Annotated in this window: 20 protein-coding genes; 6 read left to right on the forward strand and 14 right to left on the reverse strand. The window is 70.3% G+C overall.

Translation table 11 applies throughout. The features are described from left to right. Positions 1-1,336, forward strand: a 1,336-nt coding sequence (locus tag ACGFIQ_RS26040; protein WP_393247842.1) for an FGGY family carbohydrate kinase, incomplete at its 5' end; no start/stop codon positions are given. Positions 1,337-1,355: 19 nt separating this feature from the next. Here ACGFIQ_RS26040 and ACGFIQ_RS26045 read toward each other — a convergent pair. The 4 genes from ACGFIQ_RS26045 to ACGFIQ_RS26060 are packed head-to-tail and all read right to left on the reverse strand — an operon-like array spanning position 1,356 to position 5,453. After that, the gene (locus ACGFIQ_RS26045) at positions 1,356-2,246 is read right to left on the reverse strand and encodes an ABC transporter permease (protein WP_393247843.1); all 891 of its coding nucleotides are present in this window, start codon (positions 2,244-2,246) and stop codon (positions 1,356-1,358) included. Continuing rightward, entirely contained in the window at positions 2,246-3,145 is a 900-nt protein-coding gene (locus ACGFIQ_RS26050) for an ABC transporter permease (RefSeq protein WP_393247845.1), read from the reverse strand. Before ACGFIQ_RS26050 ends, ACGFIQ_RS26045 begins: the two co-directional genes overlap by 1 nt. Further along, positions 3,142-4,236: an ABC transporter ATP-binding protein gene (locus ACGFIQ_RS26055; RefSeq protein WP_393247847.1), complete on the reverse strand. Its 1,095-nt coding sequence runs from the start codon at positions 4,234-4,236 to the stop codon at positions 3,142-3,144. The genes ACGFIQ_RS26050 and ACGFIQ_RS26055 overlap by 4 nt, the downstream gene beginning before the upstream one ends. Then, on the reverse strand, positions 4,233-5,453 hold the full coding sequence (locus ACGFIQ_RS26060; protein WP_393247849.1) for an extracellular solute-binding protein: 1,221 nt from the start codon (positions 5,451-5,453) through the stop codon (positions 4,233-4,235). Before ACGFIQ_RS26060 ends, ACGFIQ_RS26055 begins: the two co-directional genes overlap by 4 nt. A 185-nt stretch (positions 5,454-5,638) precedes the next feature. On the opposite strand from ACGFIQ_RS26060, the gene ACGFIQ_RS26065 reads away from it, so the two are divergent. Together ACGFIQ_RS26065 and ACGFIQ_RS26070 are read left to right on the forward strand one after the other, a co-directional pair. Continuing rightward, on the forward strand, positions 5,639-6,721 hold the full coding sequence (locus tag ACGFIQ_RS26065; protein ID WP_393247851.1) for a LacI family DNA-binding transcriptional regulator: 1,083 nt from the start codon (positions 5,639-5,641) through the stop codon (positions 6,719-6,721). A gap of 142 nt (positions 6,722-6,863) precedes the next feature. Then, positions 6,864-10,322 carry an alpha-glucuronidase family glycosyl hydrolase gene (locus tag ACGFIQ_RS26070; protein WP_393247853.1) on the forward strand — a complete coding sequence of 1,153 codons (3,459 nt, stop codon included), beginning with the start codon at positions 6,864-6,866 and terminating at the stop codon, positions 10,320-10,322. 74 nt (positions 10,323-10,396) lie between these two features. On the opposite strand, the gene ACGFIQ_RS26075 is transcribed toward ACGFIQ_RS26070, so the two are convergent. The 4 genes from ACGFIQ_RS26075 to ACGFIQ_RS26090 all read right to left on the reverse strand — a co-directional run bounded on the left by ACGFIQ_RS26075 (position 10,397) and on the right by ACGFIQ_RS26090 (position 16,629). Beyond that, the gene (locus ACGFIQ_RS26075) at positions 10,397-13,396 is read right to left on the reverse strand and encodes a glycoside hydrolase N-terminal domain-containing protein (protein ID WP_393247855.1); all 3,000 of its coding nucleotides are present in this window, start codon (positions 13,394-13,396) and stop codon (positions 10,397-10,399) included. A 351-nt stretch (positions 13,397-13,747) separates the two neighbouring features. Then, entirely contained in the window at positions 13,748-14,527 is a 780-nt protein-coding gene (gene trpA, locus ACGFIQ_RS26080; RefSeq protein WP_393247857.1) for a tryptophan synthase subunit alpha, read from the reverse strand. Further along, the gene (gene trpB / locus ACGFIQ_RS26085; protein WP_393247859.1) at positions 14,524-15,726 is read right to left on the reverse strand and encodes a tryptophan synthase subunit beta; all 1,203 of its coding nucleotides are present in this window, start codon (positions 15,724-15,726) and stop codon (positions 14,524-14,526) included. Before trpB ends, trpA begins: the two co-directional genes overlap by 4 nt. Before the next feature lie 132 nt (positions 15,727-15,858). Next, positions 15,859-16,629, reverse strand: coding sequence for a GntR family transcriptional regulator (locus ACGFIQ_RS26090; protein WP_393247861.1), 771 nt, complete (start codon positions 16,627-16,629; stop codon positions 15,859-15,861). 197 nt (positions 16,630-16,826) lie between these two features. Here ACGFIQ_RS26090 and ACGFIQ_RS26095 point away from each other — a divergent pair, with 197 nt between their 5' ends. After that, the gene (locus ACGFIQ_RS26095) at positions 16,827-17,255 is read left to right on the forward strand and encodes a hypothetical protein (protein ID WP_393247863.1); all 429 of its coding nucleotides are present in this window, start codon (positions 16,827-16,829) and stop codon (positions 17,253-17,255) included. A 64-nt stretch (positions 17,256-17,319) separates the two neighbouring features. Here ACGFIQ_RS26095 and ACGFIQ_RS26100 read toward each other — a convergent pair whose 3' ends face one another. After that, positions 17,320-18,216 (reverse strand): MBL fold metallo-hydrolase, encoded by an 897-nt coding sequence (locus tag ACGFIQ_RS26100; protein ID WP_393247865.1) that lies wholly within the window; start codon positions 18,214-18,216, stop codon positions 17,320-17,322. A gap of 24 nt (positions 18,217-18,240) precedes the next feature. After that, positions 18,241-18,504, reverse strand: a complete 264-nt coding sequence (locus ACGFIQ_RS26105) for a hypothetical protein (protein WP_393247867.1) — start codon at positions 18,502-18,504, stop codon at positions 18,241-18,243. A gap of 357 nt (positions 18,505-18,861) precedes the next feature. Between ACGFIQ_RS26105 and ACGFIQ_RS26110 the strand changes: the two genes are divergently transcribed. Next, entirely contained in the window at positions 18,862-18,996 is a 135-nt protein-coding gene (locus tag ACGFIQ_RS26110; RefSeq protein ID WP_393247869.1) for a hypothetical protein, read from the forward strand. A 350-nt stretch (positions 18,997-19,346) separates the two neighbouring features. Here the strand turns inward: ACGFIQ_RS26110 and ACGFIQ_RS26115 are convergent, their stop codons facing one another. After that, positions 19,347-20,234, reverse strand: a complete 888-nt coding sequence (locus tag ACGFIQ_RS26115; protein ID WP_393247871.1) for a helix-turn-helix transcriptional regulator — start codon at positions 20,232-20,234, stop codon at positions 19,347-19,349. Between the two features lie 148 nt (positions 20,235-20,382). Between ACGFIQ_RS26115 and ACGFIQ_RS26120 the strand changes: the two genes are divergently transcribed. Beyond that, the gene (locus ACGFIQ_RS26120) at positions 20,383-20,847 is read left to right on the forward strand and encodes a MaoC family dehydratase (protein WP_393247873.1); all 465 of its coding nucleotides are present in this window, start codon (positions 20,383-20,385) and stop codon (positions 20,845-20,847) included. Positions 20,848-20,928: 81 nt separating this feature from the next. Here the strand turns inward: ACGFIQ_RS26120 and ACGFIQ_RS26125 are convergent, their stop codons facing one another. From ACGFIQ_RS26125 to ACGFIQ_RS26135, 3 genes are read right to left on the reverse strand one after another with little or no spacing between them, the layout of a single operon-like run. Continuing rightward, positions 20,929-21,945, reverse strand: coding sequence for an ABC transporter permease subunit (locus ACGFIQ_RS26125; protein ID WP_393247875.1), 1,017 nt, complete (start codon positions 21,943-21,945; stop codon positions 20,929-20,931). Then, entirely contained in the window at positions 21,942-22,823 is an 882-nt protein-coding gene (locus ACGFIQ_RS26130; RefSeq protein ID WP_393247877.1) for an ABC transporter ATP-binding protein, read from the reverse strand. The genes ACGFIQ_RS26125 and ACGFIQ_RS26130 overlap by 4 nt, the downstream gene beginning before the upstream one ends. Continuing rightward, positions 22,820-23,209 (reverse strand): GntR family transcriptional regulator, encoded by a 390-nt coding sequence (locus tag ACGFIQ_RS26135; protein ID WP_393247879.1) that lies wholly within the window; start codon positions 23,207-23,209, stop codon positions 22,820-22,822. Before ACGFIQ_RS26135 ends, ACGFIQ_RS26130 begins: the two co-directional genes overlap by 4 nt. Positions 23,210-23,401: the final 192 nt, after the last annotated feature.

The raw sequence follows: 23,401 nt of genomic DNA on the forward strand, positions 1-23,401 counted from the left end.
GTACGGCGTGATCGGGCTGGACGCGACACTCAGCCCGATCACGCCGCTGCTGACCGGGCGGGACACGCGCTCTGCGGAGGTGGCCCGCGACCTGCGGGTCTCCGGCCAGAGCCGGGAACTGCACCGGCTTACCGGTACGCCGGTGCACCCGGGTAGCCCGCTGTGCAAGCTCATCTGGTTCGCCCGCCACGAGCCGTACCTCTGCACCGCGACGCGGTGGTGGGTCGGCCTGAAGGACTACCTGGTCCATCGGCTGACCGGGACGTTGGTGACCGAGCTGTCGTCGGCGTCCGGCACCGGCATGTTCGACGTGCACCGACGGGTGTGGAGCGCGGGCGTACTCGATCTGGTCGGGGTTTCCGGCAGTCAGCTGCCGCCGGTCCTGCCCACGACCGGCGTGTTGCGGCTCTCGTCGGCGGCCGGGCAGGCGGTCGGCCTGCCGTCCGGCACACCTGTCGTGGTGGGCGCGGGTGACGGTCCGTCGAGCAGCCTGGGCATGGCGGCGATCGACAGCACCGTCGCCGGTCTGACGCTCGCGGCCACCGGGGCCCTGCGGACGGTCGTCGCGGCTCCGCTCATCGACCCGGCGGAGATCTTCTCCTGCGCCGCGCTGACCGAGGACGCGTGGGTGGTCGGCGCGACTGTCAACAACGGCGGCAACGTGGTGCGGTGGGCCGGTGGCGCCCTCGAACCCGATCCTCGCCCGGCGTCCGACGACCAACTCGCCGCGCCCGAGCTGCTGGCGCTCGCCGAACGGGTCGCCCCGGGCAGCGACGGCCTGGTGATGCTGCCCTACCTGCGGGCCGACCGGGCGTCGGCGGTGGATCCCGGCCCGCCGGGCGCCTACCTGGGGTTGCGCAGCGAGCACTCCCGCGGTCACCTGGTGCGGGCCGCGGTGGAGGGTGTGTGCCTGCACCTCGGCGGCGTCCGGGACCGCCTGGCCGAGCTGACGCCGGTCAGCAGCGTTCGCCTGGCCGGCGGCGCGTTCCGGTCTCCGCTGTGGCGTGCGGTGATGGCAGCGGTCCTGGACTGTCCGACCCAGGTGGCGGCCGAGGACGACGACGCCGCCCTCGGCGCGGCGGCGCTCGGGCTCTTCGCGATCGGCCTGGCCGCCGATCTCACTGACGCCGTCACCCGGCTCAGTCCCGAGAGTGCCCGCGCCGAGCCGGTCGCTGTCGACCCGACCCTTGCCACGACCTATCGCGGCCTGCGGGCGAAGCTGCCCGCCCTCCGCACTGTCGTGGGCCGGGTGGGCGAGATCCTCGACGAGGTGGCGGCCGGGCCGGGCGTCGGCTGGCGGGCCACCACGGCGGCCCGGGACGTGGTGGGCGGCTGACCGGGCCGGTCGCCGGGCGTCAGTGCTCGGGGTCCTCCTTGACCTGGGCCACGAGCTGCGTCGGGTTGACGTAGCGCAGGGCGACGACGAGCAGCACGAGCATCATCGACGTGTAGATGACCGCCATGGCGTCGACCGACTGCTGCGCCCGGATCCCGGAGGCGGACATCGAGTAGTAGAGCGCCACGACGAGGGTCTGCGAGTCGGGCCCGGCGGTCAGGAAGGTCAGCTCGAACATGCCGACGGTCCGGACGAGGACGAGGATCGCGGAGGCGAGGATGCCCGGCACGAGCAGCGGCGTGAGGACTCGGAGGAACACCGTGCGCAGACCCGCGCCGCACATCCGCGCGGCGCTCTCGATGCGCGGGTCGATCTGCTCGATGAACGGGGTCATGGTCAGGATGACGAAGGGCACCGAGGGTACGAGGTTGGCGAGCACCACCCCGGACATGTTCCCGGCCAACCCGAACTTGTAGAGCACTGTCGCCAGCGGGATTCCGTACGTGATCGGGGGCATGAGGATCGGCAGCAGGAACACGAGGAAGATCAGCCGCTTGCCGGGGAAGGACCGCCGCGCGAGGACGTAGGCCGCCGGCACGCCGATCAGCAGCGCGAGACCCACGACGAGTACGGAGACCTCCAGCGTCACGACGATGACCTGCAGGAGGGCGAACTCGTCCCAGGCCCGGCCGTACCAACTCGTGGTGTAGCCGTCCGGGAGCCAGGTGTCGAACCAGCGCTGGCCGAACGAGCTGACCAGCACGGACGCCACGACGCCCAGCAGGTTGACGAAGAAGAAGATGACGACGCCCCACACGATCCAGGCGGCCGGCCGGGCGGCGATGCGCCGCCGCCTGTCGGTGCCTGTGGCGGGGGGCCGCGCTGGTGGGGCCTGTGTGGTCGTTGCCATCAGCCCTTGCCTCCGGTGGCGCCGGTGTAGAAACGACTGCGCGCGGCCAGGACCACCGCGATGACGACCAACTCGACGAAGCCCATGATCATGGCGATCGCCGACGCGTACGGGTAGTCGTACTGCTCGTACGCCGCCTGGTAGGCGGCGAGGGAGATGACCCGTGTCTCACCGGCCGGGTTGCCGACCAGGACTGCCGACGGGAACACGCTGAACGCCAACACGAAGGTCAGGCAGAACGTGGTGGCGAGGCCGGGCACCAGCAGCGGAAGGGTGATCCGGGTGAACCGGCGACGCCAGTCCGCCCCCAATGTCGCGGCCGCCCGTTCCAGTGTGGGATCGATGCCGGAGAGGTAGGACAGCACCAGCAGGAACGCGAACGGGAAGCCGGTGATCACCAGCGAGAAGAACACCCCCCAGTAGTTGTGGGTCAGTCGTACCGGCTCGTCGACGAGGTGCGTGGCGAGCAGGATCCGGTTGAACCAGCCGGTCGGGCCGAGGAAGTTGAGCAGCCCCTGGGCGGTGAGGACGGTGCCGAGCGTGATCGGCACGACCAGCAGCGTGGTGACCAGCCGCTTGCCCCGGAACCGGCCGCGCATCCGGTAGGCGATCGGCACGGCGGCGAGGACGTTCAGCAGCGCGGCGGGCAGCGCGATCCGCAGCGTGATCCAGATCGTGCCCCGCTCGTAGGCGTCGGAGAAGAACCGGGCGTAGTCGCTGAACGGCCCGCCGTTGGTCGGTTGGAACGAGAGCGTCAACCCGTAGAAGAACGGGTAGAGGAACAGGGCGATGACGAAGACCAGCGCCGGGACCAGCAGGAGGAGTTGGCGGTCGATGCCCCGTTCGGCGAGCCGGTGTTGCCAGTGCGCCACCGGCCGGCCGGGCCCGGCCGCGCTCACCGCGTCGCCACCGAGAGTTCGGCTGTCGCACCGGCGGGATAGACGAGCAGCCGCTGCGGGTCGATGGCGAGCTTGACCTGGTCACCGGGCGCGATCCGCTGCTCGGTACGCAGGTGCAGCGACTGGTCGGTGTCGGTGCGCGCCTCGGCCGCCAACTCGCGGCCCTGGTATTCCACCACCTCGATCGTCGCCGACAGGGCGTTGGAGGTCCCCCCGGCCCCGTCGACGCGGATGTCCTCGGGGCGTACCGCGACCACCACCTCCGCGCCGTCGGCGAGGTCGCCGACGGCCTCGCCGAGCAGGCGCTGACCGGACGACTCGACGGTGGCCCGGCTGCCGTCGCGCCGCACCACCCGGCCCCGCCACAGGTTGCGGTAGCCCATGAAGTCGGCGACGTGCCAGTTCGCCGGGCGGGTGTGCAACTCGCGCGGCGACCCGATCTGCTGCACCCGCCCCTCCCGCAGCACCACCAGCCGGTCGGCCAGGGAGAGCGCCTCCTCCTGGTCGTGCGTGACGTAGACGGTGGTGAGCCCCAACGACTGGTGCAGCCGGCGGATCTCGGTCCGCATCTCCAGCCGCAGTTTGGCGTCGAGGTTGCTCAACGGCTCGTCCATCAACACCAGCGACGGCTCGAACACCACGGCACGGGCGATGGCGACGCGTTGCTGCTGACCACCGGACAGTTGACCGGGCAGCTTGTCGACGTGGTCCTCCAGTCGCACCAGCCGCACCGCCTCCGCCGTACGTCGGCGGATCTCCTCCTTCGGCAGCCGCCGCATGCGCAGCCCGAAGGCGATGTTCGCCCGCACCGTCAGGTGCGGGAAGAGGGCGTAGCTCTGGAACACCATGCCGAAGCCCCGCCGCTCCGGTGGCAGGGTGTCGATGCGCCGCTCGTCCTGCCAGATGCTCCCCCGGGTCAGCGGCAGGAGCCCGGCCAGGCAGTTCAGGGCCGTCGACTTGCCACAGCCGGACGGGCCGAGCAGGGCGATGAACTCGCCCGTCTCGATGGTCAGGTCCAGCTCGGTGAGCGCGTCCTGACCGCCGAACCGACGGGACACCCCGTCCAACCGCAGCTGGGAGAAGGCACTCATCCCTGCTTGACCTTCCCGCCGCCGATCTCGCGGTCCCAGCGGTTGAACGCCGCCACGAGGCTCTTCGCGTCCAGCGGCACCTCGGTCGGGTTGCCGGCGATCAGCGCCTCGTACTCGGGGCGGCCGAACTCCCGGATCGCGTCCTGGCTCTTCTGCGGCGCCGAGGTGAGCCCGACGTCCTTCACCGCCGGGCCCGGGTAGAAGTAGCCCTCGTCGTACGCCTTGGCCTGCTGCTCGGGGGTGAGCATGAACGCCAGCAGGGCCAGCACCGCCGCCTGGGTGTCGGTCGAGACGCCCTTGGGCAGCACGGCGTAGTGCGCGTCGGTGACCCAGTGGAAGCCGTCGAGCGTGGCGATCCTGGCCTCCTTGGGCACCGTGCCGAGCACCCGGGGGTTGATGTCCCAGCCGGTCGTGCTGACGATCAGGTGAGCCGTGCCGTTGGCGAGGTTCTTCATCGTCTCGGTGGTGCCGGACGGGTAGTAGTCCACGTACTGGCCCAGCTCCTTGAGGAAGGCCCAGGTCTTGTCCCACCCCGCGCTGGGGTCCTTGGGATTGGCGTCGCCCAGGATGTAGGGCAGGCCCATCAGGAAGGTGCGACCGGGGCCGGAGTTGGCCGGCCGGGCGTACTGGAACTTCTTGGGGTTGGCCCGGGCCCAGGCGAGCAGGGCCGCCGCGTTGGTCGGCGGCGTGGCCAGGCGCGCCGGCAGGTATTCGAGCAGCGGGCCGGACGGGTAGTAGGTGACGGTGACGCCGGCGTTGCCGGCGAGTTGCTGCATGGCGGCGGCCGGTGCCAGGTAGTCGCGCATGCCGCCGAGGCGGTCCTGGAACGTCGGCAGCACGTCGAGCCAGAGCCCCTGTTCGATGCCCGCCGCCAGCCCGTCCACACCGGTCAGCACGAGACCGATGTCCACCCGGTTCGCGCCCTGCTGAGCCTTGATCTTGCCGGCCAACTCCGGTGCCGGTGCCTTCGAGTAGGTCACCCGGGAGATCACGTCGGGGTTCTTGGCCACGAAGTCGTCGATCATCCCCTGGGTCAGCTGCAGGTTGCCGGCGACGTCGAGGACGTTGAGCGTCACGGCCCGACCGGGCCGCTGCGGCACCTCGCCGGTGGTGTCGCCGGTGGACTTGCCGGGACCCTCCGGTGCGCCGCACCCGACCGCGCCCACGAGGAGCGACGATGCCGTGACCAGGAGAGCCTCGCGCCGCGTCATACCCATGAGCTGTTCCCTCCGCCAAGTGTCATCCCCGCTGATTCAGGCAGCCGGCGTGCCGCGACGGCAATGGGTTGCCATGTATTGCCTCGCGCGAATGCCTTCGTGGCCCCGGATTGTTGCGGGGGCATTGCCGAGTCCGCACCGTCGTCATACCATGATCACGGCGCGTAGCCGGGAGGAGCATGCAGATGCCCGACCACACCAGGCCGCCCGACAAGAGGGTCACGATCTACGACGTCGCGCGCGAAGCCGACGTCTCACCGTCCACGGTGTCCCGCGCGTTCTCCAGGCCGAGCCGCGTCAACTCCGAGACCGCCGAGCGGGTCCGGCAGGTCGCCGAGCGGCTGGGCTATCGGACCAACCCCCTCGCGCGCACCCTCGGCACCGCACGCACGCACATGATCGCGCTGGTCATCGCCGACATCACCAACCCGGTGTACGCCGAGATCGTGCGCGGTGCGCAGGAGGCGGCGACGGACGGCGAATACACCACGGTGCTGATCGACGCCCAGGAGTCCGACCGGCTGGAACGGGCGGCGATCGAACGCACCATGTCGACCGTCGACGGCATCGTGCTGGCCAGCAGCCGGATGTCCGACTCGGCCATCCGGATGTTCGCCAAGCAGCGGCCGGTGGTGGTCCTCAACCGCGCCATCGCCGACGTGCCGTGCGTCGTGACGGACAACCCCCGGGGTGTGCGGCGGGCCGTCGAACACCTCGGCGAGCTGGGTCACGACCACATCACGTACGTCGCCGGGCCGGAGGCGTCCTGGCCGAACGGCATCCGCTGGCGGTCGCTGCTCGAAGCCGGCATGGAGTTGGAGATCAAGGTACGCCAGATCGGCCCCTTCAGCCCGACCATCGCCGGTGGCGAGCGGGCCGCCGAGGAGTTGTGCGCCCGCCCGGCAACCGCGGTCCTCGCCTTCAACGACCAGATGGCGATCGGCCTCATCCGCGGTCTCGGTCAGCGGGGCGTCGACATCCCGGGCGACGTCAGCATCGTGGGTTTCGACAACATCGTCGCGGCCGACATCGTCACACCCGGGCTGACCACCGTCGCGGCACCGCTGTACGCGGAGGGCTCGGCCGCGACCCGACACCTGCTCACGATGATCGAGGGGGCACCCGGGCACACCGGTCGACCGATGGTCCTCCCGGTACGCCTCGTGGTGCGCCACTCGACGGCCCCCCGCAACCCGAGCCCGGGTCGGGCCCGGTCGCCCTGGGTCCGCCAGCGGCCCGCACCCAACCCGGCGGCGCACCTGTGGTGAGGGCACGCGCGACAAGAAACGACAACTCCTTGCCCAGCCCGCGACACCCCGGACACGATCGGCGCACCTCCCATTCATCCACATCACTGCGTCCGTACGCCGTCCCGATCGACGTCCCCATCGGACAACAGAGGAGAAGGCAATGAACCGAGGTCCGGTGCCCCGGCTGCGGCGAGTTCTCATCGTGCTCGGCACGGCGCTCGCCACGGTCGCGGCCACCCTCGCCGTCGCCACCACACCCGCCACCGCGGCCGAGTCGCCGGACGACTACGGCGGCTCCGACCTGTGGTTGCGATACGTGCCGGTCAGCGACGCGACGCTGCTGCGCGACTACCGCCGCACCGCCACGTCGATCGTGGTCGAGAACGCCGACGCCACCCCGGTCCACCGGCACACGGCCGACCTCGCCATGGCCCCCGGCTCCACCGAGAAGCTGGTCGAGACCACGCTCGGCGCGGCCCGCGACGAGCTGGTGCGCGGCCTGGGCGGGCTGCTCGACCGGGCGACACCCGTGACGGAGGTCAGCGGCGACCGGGTCCCCGATGGCGCGGTGGTGGTGGGCACGCCGGCCAGCTCGCCGCTGGTGCGCCGCCTCGTCTCGGCCCGCGACCTGGCCGGGGTCGGCGACGAGGGCTACCTCGTCCGCTCGCTGTCCCGCGGCAGGGACCGGTTCACCGTCATCGCCGGCAACACCGACCTCGGCGCGCTCTACGGGACCTACGCGTTCCTGCGACTGATGCAGACCCAGAAACCCATCGACCACCTCCGGGTCGCGGAGTCGCCGAAGATCAAGCATCGACTGCTGAACAACTGGGAGACCGAACGCCTCTACGCCGGCAACAACGCCTCCGGCTTGGGCGGGTTGAACGGGGAGAGCGGTGCGATCTTCAACTTCGCGGCGACCGGGGCGAGCGCCGACAAGAACCTGCCCGTCATCCTCGACCGCTACGTCGTCGTGGCCCGCGCGTTGGCGTCGCTGGGCATCAACGGCATCACCATCAACAACGTCAACGCCGACAACGCGTACCTGACGAGCGCCCGGATCGCGCAGGAGGCGGCCCTCGCCGACGCGCTGCGTCCGTACGGCATCAAGCTCGGCCTGTCGATCCGCTACACCGCACCCACGGACACCCGGTTCGCACCGGACACGCTGACCAACAGCCAACTCGACCCGTACGGCACCGACTTCCGGGGCTGGTGGCAGCGCCGGGCGCAGCAGATCCAGGCCGCCATCCCGGACTTCATGGGCTTCACCGTGAAGGCCAACTCGGAGGGCCAGCCGGGGCCACAGGACTTCGGGTACGACCACGGCGACGGCGCCAACGCGATCGGCGCGGCTGTCGCGCCACTCGGGATGACAGTGCACTGGCGGACGTTCGTCTACAACGCCGAGGTCGACAACGACCGACTCAAGCGGGCCTACCTGGAGTTCGGGCCGATCGACGACGAGGTCCAACCCGACGGCAGCCGAGGGCGCTTCGCCGACAACGTGTTCCTGCAGACCAAGAACGGGCCACTGGACTTCCAGGCCCGGGAGCCCATCCACCCGATGTTCGGCCGGATGGAGAACACCAACCAGGCCCTGGAACTCCAGATCACCCAGGAGTACACGGGCCAGAACTGGATGCTGGCCTACCTCGGGCCCATGTACGAGGAGGTCCTCAAGACCGACACGTACGCGACCGACGCGAACGGCAAGCTGCTCAAGAAGCGACTCGTCGGCGACATCGTCGACGGGAGCGCCCAGCAGCACGCGGACACCGCGATCGTCGGTGTCGCCAATCTCGGCAACGCCGACAACCTGACCGGGCACCACTTCGCCCAGGCGAACCTCTTCGCCTTCGGCCGGCAGGCATGGAACTGGACGCTCGACTCGACCGACATCGCAACCGACTGGGTCCGGATGACCTGGAGCAACGACAGGCGTGTCGTCGACACCATCCGCAAGATGATGATGGGGTCGTGGGAGGCGCTGGTGAGCTACCAGACGCCGCTGGGCATCGGCCACCAGTTCGCCGAGGGCGCCCACTACCGGCCCGACCCGGCCGACTGGGCGGGTCGCGACGACTGGAGCCCGGTCTACTACAACCAGGCCGACACCGTCGGCCTGGGCTACGACCGCTCCCCCACCGGCAGCAACCTCGCCGCCCAGTACTTCCCCCGGCTCCAGCGGCGCTACGGGGACATCGACTCGGTCCCGGAGAACCTGCTGATGTGGTTCCACCACGTGCCGTGGGGTCACCGGATGGACAACGGGCGACCGTTCTGGGACGAGCTGGTCTACCGCTACCAGATGGGCGTGCAGTACGTGACCTGGATGCGGGAGACCTGGGAGGCGCTCCAGCCCGACATCGACGCGCGACGGTTCGCGGAGGTCCGCGCCAAGCTGGCCGTCCACGAGACGGACGCCGCCGACTGGCGGGACACGTCGGTGAACTACTGGAAGGAGTTCAGCGGCCGGGCCATCCCGGTCGACGACGCGCCCCTCTCGGCCAAGATCGTGGTAAACGGCAGGGAGTTCGGCGGCTTCAACCTGTCCGACACGTCGTACACCATCCCGGTTCGCGCCGGGGGCTCCCCCACCATCACGAAGGTGCGGACGGCCGACCGGAAGGCGCGCTACCAGATCGTCTCCCAGGCGGCGAGCGTTCCCGGACAGGCGGTCGTCAAGGTCACGACCGAGGGCTTCTTCGGCCCGCTCGTGAAGAACTACGTCTTCAACCTGGTGCCCGACACGACGCTGACGAGCCTGCACGTCAACGGTGCGCCGCTGACCTCCTTCGCACCGTCGGTGCTGCACTACAACGCCCTCACGCCGGCCGGCACCACGGCCGTGCCGACGGTCACCGCCAGGGCCGCCGACCCCGCCGCCACCGTCGCGGTCGAGCAGGCGGGCAGCGCCACCGGGCAGGCCCGGGTCACCGTCACGAACGGCGGGGCGACGTCGGTCTACACGGTGGACCTGAACACCACGAGCACCGGCAGCGACGAGTTCGGCTCGGCCGCGCTCGGCTCCCAGTGGCAGTGGGTACGACCGGACGACAGCCGGTGGCGCCTGGCCGACGGGTCCCTTGTCATCACCGCCCAGCAGGGCGACCTCCAGGGCAGCACCAACACCGCGAAGAACCTGGCCCTGCAGGACGTCGACGGTGACTGGACCGCGGAATCCAGGATCGTCTTCTCCCGCCCGCTGGCCACCAACAACGAGCAGGGCGGTGTCATCGGGTACGCCGACGACGACAACTACGTGAAGCTCGCCTGGGAGATGGGCAACGCGACAGCGGCCATCAACAAGGCCCGGCTCGTCCTGCTGCGCGAACAGAACGGCGTGACGTCGACTGTGGAGATCACCGGGGCGGACGCCCAGCGCATCGTCGGGGCCGACGGCGTCATCTGGCTGCGACTCACCAAGATCGGCGACAGCTACCGCGCCTACTACTCCCGCGACGGGAGCGTCTACCGCTACATCGGCTCCACGACGTTGAACGTCGAGACGACGAAGGCCGGGCTGCTGGCCTTCAACCGGGCCGGCACCTCCACCGACCTCGACGTCTCGTTCGACTACTTCCGGATCGAGAGCCGGGGCGAGCGCATCCGCTAGTGCGCCCAACGCGACCGGGCCCGTCCCAGTGGGGACGGGCCCGGTCGTGCTCCCCCGAGCAGGATCCGTTGCCGTCAGCCGCCGATGGCGATGGCGAAGATGTGCATGGTCGACACGTTCGTCGCCGGCCGGGCGCTGATGTTGGGCAACACGACCGAGGCAACCGCCTTGCTCTGCAAGGCGACACCCACGTAGTAGACGCAGGCGGCGGTGTTCTGCCGCTGGTTGTTGGGCCGGTTCTGGTACGCCGACACGATGGCCGCGGTGCCCGCCGAACTGGGCCCGCCGTACCAGTCGGGCGTGCTCAGCGTGAACGTCTGGCGGGTGCCGTCGGCGTAGACCACCGTGCCGGTGCCCGACGGGGCGCCGTAGGTGCCGGTCAGGAGGAAGCCGAGGGTCCGGCCCGTGCCGGTCACGCTGATCGTCTGCCCGGAGGCGATGGCGTTGTCGGCGACGCCGGAGCTGACGTTGGGCCACCGGAAGGTGACCCCGTTGCGGCTCACCGTGCCACCCGGGCTGGCACCGGCCGCGGCCAGGGCCTGCGCCGAGAGCGACGCCCCGCCACCGTCGAAGTTCGCGACGTTGGTGTTGCTGTCGCTGCTGATGCCGACGTTGCTGAAGCTCTGCTCCAGCGTCGGCAGGGCGACGCCCGTGCTGGTGACCCGGTAGGTGCGCCCGGCCTGCACGGTGACCTCGATCAGGTCGGACTCGATCCGGGTGACCCGGGCCGCCGTACCGTCGGCGGTGTCGACGACGGTGACGGTGCCGGTGAGGATCCGGGCGCGCAGGCGGACGGTGCCGGCGCGGTCCGGGCGGACGAGGATCTCGGTGGCCTGGCCGCTCGCCCAGGTGATGTCGACCGTGTGCCCGCCCCGACCCCGCAGACCGGCCACCCGCCCACTGGGCCAGGCCGGCGGCAGCGCGGGCAGGAGGTGCAGCTCGCCGGCGTGGCTCTGCAACAGCATCTCGGCGATGCCGGCGGTGGCGCCGAAGTTGCCGTCGATCTGGAACGGCGGGTGCAGGTCGAACATGTTGGGCGCGAGCCGTGCGGTGGTGGCGAGGTAGCGGATCAGGTCGTGCGCCCGCTTGCCCTCCTCCATCCGCGCCCAGAAGTTGATTTTCCAGGCCAGCGACCAGCCCGTCCCGTCGTCACCGCGCAGCGCCAGGGTCCGCCGGGCGGCCTCGAACAGCTGCGGGGTGCCGCGCTTGGTGATCTGGTTGCTGGGGGCCAGCCCGTACAGGTGCGAGATGTGCCGGTGGTTGGGCTCGGTCTCCACCCAGTCGTAGAGCCACTCCATGATGTTGCCGCGCGAGCCGATCTTCATGGGTGGGAGGCGGTCCCGGGTGGCGCGAACCTGGGCCCGGAAGGTGCTGTCCACGTCGAGGATCTCGCTCGCGCGGGCGCACGCGTCGAACAGGTCCCGCAGGATCTGGTTGTCCATCGTGGGGCCGGCGCACACGCTGGCGTTCGCGTGGTGGCTGAGCTCCGGCGAGTTCGACGGGTTGGTCACCAGGTAACCGAGGGTCGGTTCGGTCACCAGGGTGTTGAGGAAGAACTGCGCCGCGCCCTTCATGGCCGGGTAGTTCGTCCGCAGGAACTCGATGTCGCCGTTGAACAGGTAGTGGTCCCAGATCAACGTGGACAGCCAGGCGCCACCGGTCTGCCACATGCCCCAGAACGCGCCGTCCACCACCGCGGTGGCCCGCCACGCGTCGGTGTTGTGGTGGGTGACCCAGCCACTGGCGGCGCCGTACTGGACCTGGGCGGTCCGCGTGCCGGTGACGGCGAGGTCTCTGACCAGGTCGAAGACCGGGTTGTGGCACTCGGCCAGGTTCGTGGTGTTGGCCGGCCAGTAGTTCATCGGCAGGTTGGCGTTGATGGTGTACTTCGAGTCCCAGGAGGGGGCCAGCGAGTCGTTCCAGATGCCCTGGAGGTTGGCCGGCTGCGTGCCGGGCCGCGAGGACGAGATCAGCAGGTACCGCCCGAACTGGAACAGCAGCGCGGAGAACTGCGGGTCGTTGACGCTGTTGTGCTGGGCGATCCGGACATCCGTCGTCTGGTCGGCCGCTGAGGTGCGGCCCAGGTCCAGGCTGACCCGGCCGAACAGCGCCTGGTAGTCGGCCACGTGCCGGCTGCGCAGTTGGTCGTAGCTGCTGGCCCGCGCGGCGGTGAGGCGCTGCCGGGCGATGCCCTGGTAGTCGCCGCCGACGTTGCGGTAGTTGACGTAGCTGGTGCCGATGGAGACCAGCAGGGTGACGCTGTTGGCGCCCGTCACCCGCAGGGTGCCGCCGGAGCTGGACACGCTGCCGCCGGTGACCGTCGCGTTGGCCAGCGCGAGGAAGCGGACCTGGCCGGTGACGCCCTCCATGTTTCCGGAGATGCCGTCGAGGCCGATCGTGGTGCCGTCCGGGCTGGACACCGTGGTGCGCTGCGGGCTGTCGAAGGTGGCGGTGAAGCTGATCGAGCCGGTCCGGTCGGCGGTCAGCCGGATCGCGATGACCTGGTCCGGTGCGCTGGCGAACACCTCCCGCTGGTGCCGGACGCCGTTGAGCACGTACGTCGTCGTGGCGGTGGCGGTGGTGAGGTCCAGCGTCCGGTTGTGCTGGGACGCTCCACTGGCCGACCCGAAGGCGAGCCGCAGGTTGCCGACGGTCTGGTAGGCCAGTTGGCCGCCGGGGTTGCCCATCATGGTCTGGTTGATCAGATCCTGGGCCTGGGTCCACTGGTTCGCGTTGACCAGCCGCCGGATCTCCGCAAGCGCTCCCGCGCCTCTGGGGTTGCTGGGGTCGTGCGGCCCACCGGCCCAGACGGTGTCCTCGTTGAGCTGGAGTCGTTCCGTGTCGACGTTGCCGAAGACCATGGCGCCGAGCCGGCCGTTGCCGATCGGCAACGCCCGCAGCCAGTCGGTGCCGGCACCCTCGTCGTACCAGAGCGCGAGGTCGTTGGCGGCCAGCACCTGCGGCGGCGCCACCGAGCCCGCTTTCGCTACGGCCGTCCAGGGCAGTGGCAAGAGGGCACCGCCCGCACCGGCCGCACCGATCTTGAGGGCTTGGCGTCGGGTCAGGTCTGACATCGATCCTCCAAACGGTGACCGATCCGGCCACCCCGATGCGTGACAACTGTGGTAACCGAGATGGGTCCGCCTCGCGGGCCGATCAGGACCTTGTGGAGCAGGCCAGTGCCAAGCCCGAGTCAGCCAGACATCTGATGTGTTTCGCGAAGGTTACTCCGGTGCCACGCAATAGGCAACGATCGATTGACGGGTACAATCCGCACCGCCAGGCACTGCCGCCAAGGATCATCGACAGCGAGCCGGCAGTGGGTCGGCACGCTCTGGCGGAGCCGGGCGCCGGGGGACGCCGCTCCGGCGACACATACATCGGATGTACGGCGACACGTTCAGGCTCGGTGTCGTGGCCGGCCGTCAGTGGGCGGTTGCGTCCAGTGCCGTCCGGACGTGGGCCAGGAAGCCACCGACCTCCACCGCCGAGGCCCCGTCGAGCACGCGACGCATGAGCGCCGAGCCCACCACGACCCCGTCGGCGTACCCGGCGGCCTCGGCCGCCTGCTGCGGACCGGAGATCCCGAAGCCGAGGACCACGGGCAGATCCGTGGCCTGGCGCAGCGACGTCACCAACCGCTCGGCGGCCTCACCCACCGTCGACTGCTCGCCGGTGGTCGCCATGACACTCACCGCGTAGACGAAGCCCCGGCTGCGCCTGGCGATCTCGTCGCGGCGCCGCGGCGCGGTCACCGGGGAGGCGAGCAACACGAGGTCGAGCAGGGTGCCCGCCGCGGCGGCGACCGGCTCCACCTCGTCGACGGGCAGGTCCGGCACGATCAGGCCGCCCATCCCGGCATCGGCGAGCGCGGCGCAGAACCGGTCGGCGTCGTCGTGCAGGACCAGGTTGGCATAGGTGAACGCGACAAGCGGCACGGGCAGCGCCAGCCGGGCGACCTCGTCGAGGATCCGCCGGGTGGTGGTGCCCCGCTGCAGGGCCCGGTACGACGACTCCTGCACGACGGGTCCGTCCAGGGTGGGGTCGGAGAACGGGAGGCCGATCTCGATGGCGTCGGCACCCGCGTCCACGGCGGCCCGCAACAGGTCGGTCCAGGTGCCGGTGACCCCGCCGGTCACGTACGGCACGAGCAGTTTGCGGCCGGCGGACCTGGCCGCGCGGGCCCGGGTTTCCAGTGCGTTCACGACAGCTCCATCAGGGTCGCCATGTCCTTGTCGCCCCGGCCGGAGAGGGTGAGCAGCACCGTCGAACCCGGGGGGATCGTGCCATCGCCGGCGGCGCGGATCACCCAGGCGACCGCGTGCGCGGATTCCAGCGCGCAGAGGATGCCCTCGGCGCGGGCCAGCCGGTGGGTGGCGGCAACCACCTCGGCGTCGTCCACTGTCACGTAGCTGGCCCGGCCCGACTCGGCCAGGTGCGCGTGCTCCGGCCCGACACCCGGGTAGTCCAGGCCCGCGGCAATCGAGTGGGCCTCGCGGATCTGCCCGTGCTCGTCCTGGAGCACCAGGGAGCGGAAGCCGTGCAGCACACCGGGGGTGCCGGCGCTGATGGCGGCGCCACCGGCCGCCTCGACACCGATCAACCTGGCCGGTGTGTCGACGAAGCCGGCGAACGTGCCGGCCGCGTTGGAACCGCCGCCGACGCAGGCCACGACGTAGTCGGGGGTGCCGGTGCCGAGGTCGGCCGCGCACTGCGCGCGGGCCTCGTCACCGATGACCCGCTGGAACTGGCGGACCATCCAGGGGTACGGGTGCGGGCCCATTACCGAGCCGAGGCAGTAGTACGTGTCGTCGACACAGGTGACCCAGTGCCGCAGAGCCTCGCTGCAGGCGTCCTTGAGGGTGCGGCTGCCGGAGGTCACCGGCACCACCTCGGCACCCAGCATCTTCATCCGGAAGACGTTGAGCCGCTGCCGTTCGGTGTCCTTCTCGCCCATCAGGACGGTGGTCGGCATGCCGAGCAGCGCTCCGGCGGTGGCGGTGGCCACGCCGTGTTGGCCCGCGCCGGTCTCGGCGATCAGTCGCCGTTTGCCCATCCGCCGCGCCAGCAGCGCCTGACCCAACACATTGTTGATTTTGTGGGAGCCGGTGTGGGTGAGGTCCTCCCGCTTGAGCAGCAGGTCGATGCCCAACTCCGCGGAGAGTCGCGCCGCCGGAGTCAGTGGCGTCGGCCGGCCGACGTAGACGGAGAGCAGGCGGTTCAGTTCGCCCCGGAACTGCGGATCCTCCCAGGCCTGCGTGAAGGCCCGCTCGACGTCGGCACAGGCCGGCACGAGCGACTCCGGGACGAAGCGTCCGCCGTACTCGCCGAACCTGCCCAGCCCCGAGGGTCGGCGGGGGTCGGCCTGGGCGCCCGGGCGGGTGGAGCGTAAGAGCTGGTCCACGACACATCCCCTAACAGTTCTAGAACGACACCGTCTTTATAGCAGGGCCAGCGAGTGGAGTTCTAGATCTGTGACGAGATAGTTCTAGAACAGTTTCGGCGCACCCCTCCGAGGCGTACCCCCGGGGTGACGTCAGACCGGAGGGGTGCCGCCGACCGCGTAGCTGACCTGCTGGCCGCCGGCCTCGCGAATGTTCATGATCACGACACTGTTTCCCGCGAGGATGGCGACGTCGACAACCAGCGTGCGCCGGTCGGCGTCGCGGGTGATCCGCTCGCTGCGCATCGCCGGCTCGCCGGCCGGCAGGCCGAGCAGGGCGCCGATGCGCTCGGGCATGAGCACCGGCGAGATCGTCTCCTCGGCCTGCACGGCCACCGCGCCGGCCCGTTCGGCGAGCACGGCGTACAGCTCGTGCCTCTCGAAGTCGACGCCCTTGACCAGGTCACCGAAGGGCTGCGGCACATAGGACAGCTGGTGGATCAGCGGCGCGCCCCGGACGACCCGGACCCGCTCCAGCCGGAGCACCTTGTCGCCCGCGGGAACCCCCAACCGCGCGGCGATCTCGTCCGACACCGCGACGATCTCGCGGCCGAGCACCCGGGTCAGCACCTCGATGCCGTGCGCGCGCAGGTCGTCGGCGAGGCTGCGCAGGTTGCCCATCGAGTACGGGACGGGCGTCGCCCGGACGTAGGTGCCCTTGCCGGGAAGCTGCTCGACCACTCCCCGACCGCAGAGCTCGTCCAGAGCCTGCCGCAACGTCATGAGGCTGACGCCGTACTCCTCGCTCAGGTGTCGCTGGCCGGGCAGGGCGTCGCCGGGAGCGAACTCACCACTGCCGATCCGCCTGATCAGGTCGTCGCGGATGACCATGTACTTCGGAGTCCTGCCCGGAATGACGCGCATGCACTGCCCAGCCCTGAGAGTCGCGACGGAACGGATCGCCCCGCGCCGATGAGGTGCGCAGCTCCACGTCCTTCTACCGGTGCCAGCGTATGGCCGACGACTTCCCCTCGCCATCACCCGTGACTTTACAAGCGTTAGGTAAGTGCGTAAGTTAACGCATGTAAGTTCAAATTCGCGAGCGCAGAGATGGAGTTCTCATGACCACCGTGACCGCTTCCCGCATCGACACCACCGCCACCGCCCGGCTCGCCGACCGCATCGGTCGCGGGTTCGCGGCCGTCGCCGCGCTCGCCACCGTCGTGGCGTTCGTCAACGGCCTCCTGCTGACCCTCGACGCTCCCGACGACCGCCTGTTCATCGAGGGCTGGCGAGTCTCCAGCTTCGCCATCTTCGCCGCGCTCTTCGCCCTGCTCGCGTTCAGGCCGCGCCGGTCGCCGGGCGTCTGGGAGATCCTGCTCGCCGGCAAGACCGCCCTCGTGGTGTTCGGCATGGCGATCGGAGACGTCCCCGAGGCACGCCTGTCGGCCTTCATCGACCTCGGGCTGGTCGCCGTCGTCGCGACGGCCTACGTGCTCTGCCGTGGCTGGCTGGCCTGGCGCCCCGCGACCACCAACCCGACCCGATGACGGAAAGGCCCCGGCGCACGAGCGCCCGCCGCCGTCGTGCGACGGCGGCGGGCAACGCGGGCGTTCAGTAACGGGGGAACTGACCCCACTGCTTGACGGTGTACGACCCACCACGCCGTTCGATCTCGAGGGCGGAGTGACCGCTGAAGTGCGCCGGCAACACCAGTGCGTTGGTGTCGGCCGCCCAGTCGAGCAGGCGTCGTCGGGTCAACGCGGCCTGCGTCGGGTCCTCGCAGAAGCAGCTGCTGTGGTCGTGCTGGTGCAACTGCAGCGGAGTGTGCAGGATGTCGCCGGCGAACAGCGCCCGCTCGCCGGCCGACCGCAACGTGATCACGGCGTGGCCGGGTGTGTGCCCCGGCGCGGCTTCCAGCCGCAGGTTCTCGTCGATCAGGTACGCGTCCTCCCACAGGTGGACCTGACCGTTGGCGTGGACGGGGGCGATGCTGTCGTCGTACGCGTACTCGTTGACGCTGCCGGCGATGCCGGGGTTGTTCGCGGGGTTCCAGTGGTGGAAGTCGACCGCCGGCATCAGGTAGGTGGCGTTCGGGAACGTCGGCAGCCACTGGCCGTCGACGAGCCGGGTGTTCCAGCCGACGTGGTCGACGTGCAGGTGGGTGTTGACCACCAGGTCGACGTCCTCGGGCCGGACTCCCGCCTCGGCGAGCCGAGCCAGGTAGTCCACCCGCTGCTGGTGCCAGGGCTCGACGGCGGGCCGGTTCTTGTCGTTGCCGACGCCGGTGTCGACGAGGATGGTGCGGCCCGCACTGCGCAGCAGCCAGCTCTGCATGGCGACGTGCACGAGGTCGTCGTCCACGCCGAGGTGGTCCGGGGTCAACAGGTCCCGGTCCGTACGCCAGGCATCGGTCGGGATGGTGGGAAAGAAGGCACCGGTCGGCATGATCGGGCCGTGCGTCTCCTCGACGCGGGTGACACTGACGTCACCGATCTTGATCTCGAGCAAGGGGATCTCCTGGAGGGTGACGGGTCAGCGGCGCGGCAGGGTGGCCAGCGCCAGGTTGGGGTCGGCGCCGGTGCTGTACGCGGCACTGAGCACGTAGAGGGTGCGGCCACGCACGGCCACCGAGGTCGGGTTCTGCAGCCCGTCGGCGGCGCCCAGCAGCGTTCGCGAACGGCCGGCGGCGTCGATGCCCACCACCGTGTTCGGCCCGTTGAGGGCGGCGACGACCTGGTGGTCGCCGGTGCCGACGAAGGTGAAGTCGTCGATACCGACGAGGCCGGTCGCCACCACCCGGACACCTCCGGGACGGCCGTGCCGCAGCGGACGCGCAGCAACGTTCCCTGGTCGAGGTTGCTCGCCCAGATCGCGTCGGTGCGCACCTTGATGCCGTTGGCGCCGAGGAAGCCGGTCGAGGCGAGTTCGGGTGCCGAGGACCAGACCTCGGCGCGGCCGCCTCCCAGGGGGACCGTCGAGATCGTGCCGAGCACCGAGTCGGTGAGGTAGAACCGGCTCGCCACCGCGTCGAACGCCAGGCCGTTGGGCAGTCCGGCGGCCGGCAGGGCGGCGATGCGCTGCGGGGCCTTGCCGGGGCGCAGCCGGTACAGGCCGGTGGTGGCGGCGTCGCCGCTGGCGTAGAGGAAGTAGAGGGTGCCGTCGGTCATCCGGACGATGCCGGTGGTCAGCGCGAACTTCAGCACCGGCGTGTTGACGCCGCCGTCGGCCGGTGCGGGCATGGTCGCCAGGATCCGCGTGGCACCGGACGGGGTGACGGCGGCAACCTGACGGGCGGCCGCGAAGGTGACGTACGCGGTGCCGTCCGGGGCCAGCGCGATGTTCTCCGGCATCTGCCCGTTCGCCAGATCGAAGTGAACCGCGATCCGCGAGGGCAGCGGCGCGGCCGACGACCCGGCCGGTCCGACGGCGGTGGCCCGTGCGATCCCGGCCTGGGCGACGCCCAACGGTCCGACCGTCACGACGCCGACCCCGACCGCCGCGAGAGCCACGGCGAGAGTCATCATTCTCCTGCGCATTTCTGTTCCTTTCTGAAAACCGATGGAATTCGGCTGATGCGGGCGCGAAGGGTCCGGCGCTCCTTGCGGAGCACCTCGTTTCGAGCCGATGGGAAAAGGACGCTATTCGCGCATGGCCGGCGACTGCCGAATGTCGGCGCGGGAGGTGACGGCGCCGTGCAGGAGCAGTGTCATCGCGGCGTGCGACGCCGAACCGGGTTCGGTGGTGGCGACGACGACCGTCTGACCGTCCTCGGTCTGCAGGGCCTGCTGGGTCACGGCCATCGTGCCGACCAGCGGGTGGCGCATCTCGTAGACGCTGCCGCCGCCGGCCTTGACCCGGTGGTCGGCCCACATGGCACCGAACTCCGGGCTCCGTACCGTCAGCTCCCCCACCAGCGCGGCCAGCGACGGGTCGTTCGGATGCTGCCCGGAGACCATCCGCAGCGTCGCCACCACCGCGCGCGCCTTGGCGGGCCAGTCCACGTACAGGTCGCGGGTGTGCGAGTCCAGGAACACCAGCCGGGCCATGTTCGGGCCCTGGTCGGGCCGCTCGGGGAGCGTGTCGTCCAGGTGGCCGGCGAACAGGGCATGACCCCCGACGTTCCAGGCCAGTACGTCGGCACGACGACCGAGCACCACCACGGGTACGTCACCGAGTGTCGCGACGAGCTGGCGTACCGCCGGGCTCACCCGCTCCGGCGGCGGACGCCGGACCGAGGGCCGACGGCGGGTCCCGGCGGCCAGCTCGTTCAGGTGGCGACGTTCGGCCTCGTCGAGCTGTAGTGCCCGGGCGAGGGCCTCCAGGACCTCGGGTGACGCGTTGACGGCCTGACCCTGCTCCAACCGGGAATAATACGAAGCGCTCACTCCGGCCAGCAGGGCCAGTTCCTCCCGGCGCAACCCCCGCACGCGACGCCGGTCGCCGTACGTCACCACGCCCGCGTCCTCCGGCCTCAGCTGGGAGCGTCGGGCCTGGAGAAAGTCGCCGAGCTGTCCTCTCGCGTTCATGACTCGAAGTATTGCTACCTCGCCCAGCCGTAACCACATCCTGGCAGGGGTAGGTTCGTTACTCGTCGGCCGAGCTGGGCAGCACCACCGCCTGAGCGGCGATGCCCCGTTCACCGATGAAGGTCAGCGCTGGCGGAGGGTGCGGGAGATGGACGCAGTGAGCCGATACGACAGCATCGACGCCCTGTTCGAGCGCGTCGGCCAGTTGCTCGGCACAACCGAATGGCACCTCGTCGACCAGGCCCGGATCAACGCGTTCGCCGATGCCACAGGCGATCACCAGTGGATACACGTCGACGAGGAGCGGGCGGCGGCGGAGAGCCCGTTCCAGACCACGATTGCGCACGGCATGCTCACGCTCTCACTCTGCGCCACCTTCCTGTCCGAACTGGTCGAGGTCGACGGCGTCGGCCTGGTCATCAACGCCGGGCTCAACAAGGTGCGCCTGCGCGCTCCGGTTCCGGTCGGCTCACGGGTACGCGGCGTCGCGACCCTCCTGGAGGCCCGCCGCATGGCTGCCGGGGGCCGCGTCGTCGTGCAGATGCGGGTGGAGATCGAGGGCGCGACCAAACCTGCCTGTGTCGCCGATTGGGTCCTCGTCTTTCAGGAGTGACCGCCGCACCGCGCCCTGGGCTCACGTGACGTAAGCGGATTCGTGCTGCCCCGGTGAGCCGCCGGCGGTTCCACAAACCCGTCAGACGAGCCGGCGCCTGATCCACCAGAGGGAGAACAGCGACAGTGCGGCGGTCAGCGCGAACAGCACGCCGAACTCGCGCCATTGCAGGATCCAGAACTTCGAGCCGGGCACGTAGACCACCTCCTGTCTGAGGTTCTGCTTCTCCAGCCACCTCGGGCACGTCTCGCGGTCCCGGGGGGCCAACGGGCCGCACTGGGTCATGTCCGCCGGACCCCGGAACTCCGCTCCGGTCGCGGTGATCGTGGTGCTCGACAGGACCCAGTCGCCTCTGCGGTCGGGCTCGAGATGGACTGTCATCTCCCCGGTGTCGGGGCTCATCGACAATCCGTATTCCCCGTCCACCTGCAGCGGGGTGACGATGGTGCTCGGCTGCGCCAGCCAGGGGCGCACCACGAACGGCGCGGCGATCTGGAGGCTGACGATGACCAGTAGGGTCACCGCCATCGCGGCGAGGGTCCGCCGCAGCAGCAGCCCGATCGTGACACCCACTGTGAACGCCAGCGCCGCGTAGCCGACCGGCACGATTCCTCGGGCCGCGAACACCAACGGGTTCATCCGGTCGGCCGTGGCTCCGTCGATCGGCTGCGCCCACCTGCTCAGCATCAGGCTGAGCAGGCCCGCGCCGAGCGCGGCGGCCCCGCCGCCCACCGCCAGCTTGACCAGCAGCCAGCGGCCACGGCTGACGGACTGGCTGAAGACCATTCGGTACGTGCCGGACTCCAACTCCCGGGCCACCAGCGGCGCCCCCCAGAAAATGCCCACGAGGGCGGGCAGCAGATACAGGGCTGCGATGGCTGCGATGTGGAACTCGCTCGCCCACCCCGGTTGCAGCGCCTGGAGGAAGGCTTCGCCTGCGGCGCGGCAGGCATCGCCCTGACAGCCGGTGTATCCGGTCCGCGAGGCTAGTTCCGTCACCTCCGACCAGGTCAGCGCCAGGCCGCCCAGGACCACCACCAACAGGGCGCCGGTGGCCAGCGCCGGGGTCCGGAACTGTCGCCAGGTCATCCAGATCATCGCTGTCCCTCCAGCACCCGGTCCGGCCCGTTGCCGGCGGCTCCGCTCATGTACGCCAGCACGATGTCCTCCAGGTCGAGTCGGTCGACCTGCCAGGACGGATCGTCGATCGGCGCGGTACTGCGTACCACCAGGGTCGACTGCACGTCGGTGTGGCTCTGCTCCACCAGGGCTCGCCCGGCGCCCAGGTCGGTGGTGTCGCGCCGCTGGCCGACCAGGCGGTGGTGGGTGGCGAGCAGGTCGTCCACGTCGCCGGCCACCCGTACCCGAGATTCGACCAGCACGATCAGGTAGTCGCAGACCCGCTCCAGGTCGGCGACCAGGTGCGAGGACATGACGACGCTCATGCTCTGCTCGGCGGTCAGCTCCATCAGCCCCTGCAGGAAGTTGCGCCGGGCGAGCGGGTCGAGCGCCGCCACCGGCTCGTCGAGCAACAGGAGATCGGGCCGCTTCGCCGCGGCGACGGTCAGGGCCAGTTGGGCGCGCTGGCCGCCGGAGAGTTTGCCGGCCTTCTGCGCCGGGTCCAGGCCGACCTGGGCGATTCGTTGCCCGGCGAGCGCACTGTCCCAGGACGGGTTGAGGTGCGCGCCCATCAGCAGGTGGTCCGCGACGGTCAGACTGGGATAGATCGGGGTGTCCTGCGCGACGAACCCGACCCGCGGCGACCCGCTGACCGGCCGCGCACCGAGCACCTCGATCCGCCCCGCGGTCGGATCGAGCAGCCCGCAGGCCAACTGCAGCAGCGTGGACTTACCGGCGCCGTTCGGCCCGACCAGGCCCACGACGTGGCCAGCCGGGATGTCCAGGGTGCAGTCCTTGAGTGCGGTACGCCGTCCGTACCGCTTGGTCAGACCGCCCGTGATCAGCGCGCTAGTCATGCTCGGGCCTCCGAAAACGCACGAAAACTGCTCAGGAAGAGCGCCTCGATGCTCTCGTCGTCCAGGCCCGCCTCCCGAGCCTCGGTCAGCCAGCGCGTCAGGTCCTGCCGCAGCGGTTCGTGCTTGCTCAGCGAGTCGCTGCCCAGCGTGCGGGTGACGAACGTGCCCAGCCCTGGCCGGGCCTGGACCAGGCCCTCGTACTCCAACTCGCGGTACGCCTTGGACACCGTGTTCGGGTTGATCGCAACCTGGGCCACCACCTCCTTGATGGTGGGCAGCTTGTCGCCTTCGTTCAGGACACCGAGCCGGAGCGCGTGCCGTACCTGCCGGATGAGCTGCATGTACGGCGCGACTCCGGATCGCAGGTCCAGGTGAAACTCGATCACCTCGCCACCTCAATCTACTAGATGGCTAGTAGATTAGGCCATGTGCGGGCTGCCCGCCAGCCATTGCCGGATGTCGTGTTGAATGGGCCGACCACCGTGCAGACCGCACCAGCGTCGACCGGCAGGCAACGCCCGGCCGGCCCGAGCACGTCGTGCGCCGCCCCGATTGCGTTGGTAACGATGGGCGGGCCA

This window comes from Micromonospora sp. NPDC048898 (genome assembly GCF_043198035.1).
Taxonomy (GTDB): Bacteria; Actinomycetota; Actinomycetes; order Mycobacteriales; family Micromonosporaceae; genus Micromonospora.

What these genes read in the sequence shown, in the direction of transcription:
- ACGFIQ_RS26115 (WP_393247871.1), bottom strand. Translation starts at nt 20,234, where the DNA reads ATGAACGCGAGAGGACAGCTCGGCGACTTTCTCCAGGCCCGACGCTCC.
- ACGFIQ_RS26055 (WP_393247847.1), bottom strand. Translation starts at nt 4,236, where the DNA reads ATGAGTGCCTTCTCCCAGCTGCGGTTGGACGGGGTGTCCCGTCGGTTC.
- ACGFIQ_RS26045 (WP_393247843.1), bottom strand. Translation starts at nt 2,246, where the DNA reads ATGGCAACGACCACACAGGCCCCACCAGCGCGGCCCCCCGCCACAGGC.
- ACGFIQ_RS26130 (WP_393247877.1), bottom strand. Translation starts at nt 22,823, where the DNA reads ATGACTAGCGCGCTGATCACGGGCGGTCTGACCAAGCGGTACGGACGG.
- ACGFIQ_RS26090 (WP_393247861.1), bottom strand. Translation starts at nt 16,629, where the DNA reads ATGCGCGTCATTCCGGGCAGGACTCCGAAGTACATGGTCATCCGCGAC.
- ACGFIQ_RS26060 (WP_393247849.1), bottom strand. Translation starts at nt 5,453, where the DNA reads ATGGGTATGACGCGGCGCGAGGCTCTCCTGGTCACGGCATCGTCGCTC.
- ACGFIQ_RS26065 (WP_393247851.1), top strand. Translation starts at nt 5,639, where the DNA reads ATGCCCGACCACACCAGGCCGCCCGACAAGAGGGTCACGATCTACGAC.
- ACGFIQ_RS26120 (WP_393247873.1), top strand. Translation starts at nt 20,383, where the DNA reads ATGGACGCAGTGAGCCGATACGACAGCATCGACGCCCTGTTCGAGCGC.
- ACGFIQ_RS26070 (WP_393247853.1), top strand. Translation starts at nt 6,864, where the DNA reads ATGAACCGAGGTCCGGTGCCCCGGCTGCGGCGAGTTCTCATCGTGCTC.
- ACGFIQ_RS26125 (WP_393247875.1), bottom strand. Translation starts at nt 21,945, where the DNA reads ATGATCTGGATGACCTGGCGACAGTTCCGGACCCCGGCGCTGGCCACC.
- ACGFIQ_RS26075 (WP_393247855.1), bottom strand. Translation starts at nt 13,396, where the DNA reads ATGTCAGACCTGACCCGACGCCAAGCCCTCAAGATCGGTGCGGCCGGT.
- ACGFIQ_RS26095 (WP_393247863.1), top strand. Translation starts at nt 16,827, where the DNA reads ATGACCACCGTGACCGCTTCCCGCATCGACACCACCGCCACCGCCCGG.